At 57.2% G+C, this 2647-nt stretch carries 2 protein-coding genes; both read right to left on the bottom strand.

From position 1 onward, the window contains the following. Positions 1-60: 60 nt before the first annotated feature. On the bottom strand, positions 61-1083 hold the full coding sequence (locus tag IL54_RS06500; RefSeq protein WP_037474147.1) for a virulence RhuM family protein: 1023 nt from the start codon (positions 1081-1083) through the stop codon (positions 61-63). 146 nt (positions 1084-1229) lie between these two features. Then, the coding region (locus IL54_RS06495; protein WP_237748799.1) for a DUF6538 domain-containing protein at positions 1230-2647 on the bottom strand (1418 nt) is incomplete at its 5' end.

Below are 2647 nucleotides of genomic sequence, written 5' to 3'. Positions count from 1 at the left end.
ATAGTGAGCCCGGACCAGCCTCAATCCCGCAGAATTGTGGGAAAAATGGCCGCCGCTCCTTCAGGTCTCCTTGGGCGTCGATGAGGGGCGAGATGCGCCGATCTTTTTGGCCTTTGCTGTAGCTTCGATAAAATGCCGCTCCACTATGCTGGGCTTGTTCAATTGGTCAGCATGCCATTTGTCATACTCGATCTGCGCCTTTGCCTTGGCCGCATCCGCCTTGACCTTACCCGCGTGACTTAGAATATCACGATCGCTTAGCGCCAAGAAATCATCCAACTTGGCGATCCAGTCGCGCATCGTCATCGGCTTTCGGCTCATCGCCTGAAGCTCCGCGAATTCCAGATACGCGGTCACAATCCGATTGAGCGCTTGAATCTCCTCTTCGGACAGATAGTTCTTAGCGACAGTGACGTCAGTCTTGCGTGGCGGGCCGCCCTTGGATTGGTTTGCCCATGAGGTCAGCCCGATATGGTCCTTGGTGGCGCTGACGCGGGCGGAGATAACTTCAGCGGCAGTGTGACCGTGCGCCGCCCAGTGCATCTTGTTTTGCACCGTCTGGAAGAAAAGCTGGGTTGTTTCGGCATGTCCGTCGTAGTCCACGCTGGTGCCGTAGATATCCAATATCTTCTGGTAGAACATCCGCTCCGAAGACCGGATGTCGCGAATGCGGGCCAGCAACTCATCGAAATAGTCGGTCCCCGGTTCCTTGAGGCGGGCGTCATCCATGACGAAACCCTTCACCAGATATTCCGACAGGCTGGTCGCCGCCCAACGCCGGAACTGCAAGCCGCGCGCCGAGCGAACGCGGAAGCCGATCGCGAGGATCATAGACAGGCTGTAATGCAATGTCCGATAGGCCTTGCCGTCAGCGGCAGTTGTCAAGTATTCCTTGACGACTGAATGTTCCTCTAGCTCTCCCTCCTCAAGGATGTGACGGATGTGAAGGCTGACATTCTGCTTCGTCGCTTCGAAAAGCTCAGCAATCTGGGCCTGACTGAGCCAGACCGATCCGTCCCGCGCCCTCAGTTGGACGACCGTTACGCCATCCTCGGTGTTATAGAGGATCATTTCACCCGACATGGTTGAACCTTCTCGTGCGATACCCGGATACCTGATTCATAGACGTCCTCATGATGCGCTCCTCTGTAGAGCAAAGAGAACATCACAGGAACTGCTGATAACCTGTGGCTTCGCCCGGAAGCGGGGTCGTGGCTGGATTTTCACGATCAACGTCCGAGATGAGAGAGGTCAACATCGGCGAAAGTGAGTCTGTTCACAGCTTCCGCCAGCACCTCGACCCGATACCCCCGCCCGTAATTTTCCGAAACCTTTCCATGTGCGGAAGACCCCGTCGTCCATCCCCCAAGGGCCATCGCAAGATCGTGATCGATTCGGGCATGCCTCAGTTCATCCCGGAAACAGTGCCTCAGCGAATGAAAGCAGGTCTTCTCGCGCCGCGCGCCGATGTTGCTGAGAAACTGGGTGAACCATTTGCTGAACGCGACGGCCCTGACGCCCTTGGTGCCGGGATCGATTTCAGCAAAGAGCTTCTCCTCCCCCGCTCGCCGTTTCTGTGCGACGTATGTCATCAGGCCGAGATCGAGAAGGCGCTGATGGATGGGGATCAGCCGTTCACTCGCACCCGTCTTCAGCTGCTTATCCGTGGTGCCTACCAGTGACTCTGTCGTGATCACTATACAGGGCACACCATCGATCATCCGCACATCTGTCGTGTCCAACTGACATATCTCGTTTAATCGCATCCCGCTGTGCAAGGCGATCAGCGGAACCCAATAGCGCGCATTTTGAGGGCGCTCATGACCGGGCGTCGCATAGCCCCGGTCGCCATCTTTGCAGCCCGTATAGAGAGGAGCATGGAAGATGAGACGCAACTGGTCTGGCGAGAATGGATTGCGCTTATCCCTCTTGGCCGTGCTGTCGGCGAAGCGGAGTCCTCTCACGGGGTTACGCTCGGCCAATTCTTCATCGACCGCCCAGTTGAGAAAGCTAGACAGGCTGCTGAGATAGACATTGGCGTTCGCAACACTGATGGGCACGCCCTTCCCGGTCTCCTTCAGGCGGGCTGACGCCTGTTCGGGTGAGAGATCGGGGAAGAGCTTCGTCGCGTTTCGGGGCAGGTAACGCAAGACCTCCATCAGATGACGCATGTGATTGCGAGAGAGGCTTCGGATTTCGGTTTCCGCCCCGATCACGGAAACCGCGAGTTTGCGAACCGTGTCGTAGGTTTCTCGCGTTCGCGCCGTCCAATGATGCGTCGGATCGGAGAGATATCGTTCATAAGCCTCTCCAAGCGTTACGCTGGGACAGGGAGCCTCTTCGCTCTTTGGGGCAGTGATGGCCGGGGGGCCGGGATTGTGAAGATCGTCATCGAACGGTTTGAGGAGCGTGAGGTCGACATCCTTCCCTCCTTTCGACCGGGTATCCTCGAACATCAATTCCAGTCGGGCGGCCGCTGCTGGCAATCGTCGCCGCGCGATCTGAAGACTGTCTGTGTTCAGCGATCGCCATATCTCCGCCCGTCCCATCGCCTCTCGTAGGTCGCGTGGAACTCTGCGTCGCAGGTAAAACCATCCTTGCCGGATTGTCAGGCCAGAAGGGCATTTGTGTAGCAGCTTTGTGTAAC

The sequence above is a fragment of the Sphingobium sp. ba1 genome (assembly GCF_000743655.1).
Taxonomy (GTDB): Bacteria; Pseudomonadota; Alphaproteobacteria; order Sphingomonadales; family Sphingomonadaceae; genus Sphingobium.
Note: the sequence above shows the minus strand (reverse complement) of the source record. Positions and strands in the feature narration are given on the sequence as shown.

Bases quoted from the DNA above. Each gene is read 5' to 3' on its own strand.
- IL54_RS06500 (WP_037474147.1), bottom strand. From the start codon at position 1,083: ATGTCGGGTGAAATGATCCTCTATAACACCGAGGATGGCGTAACGGTC.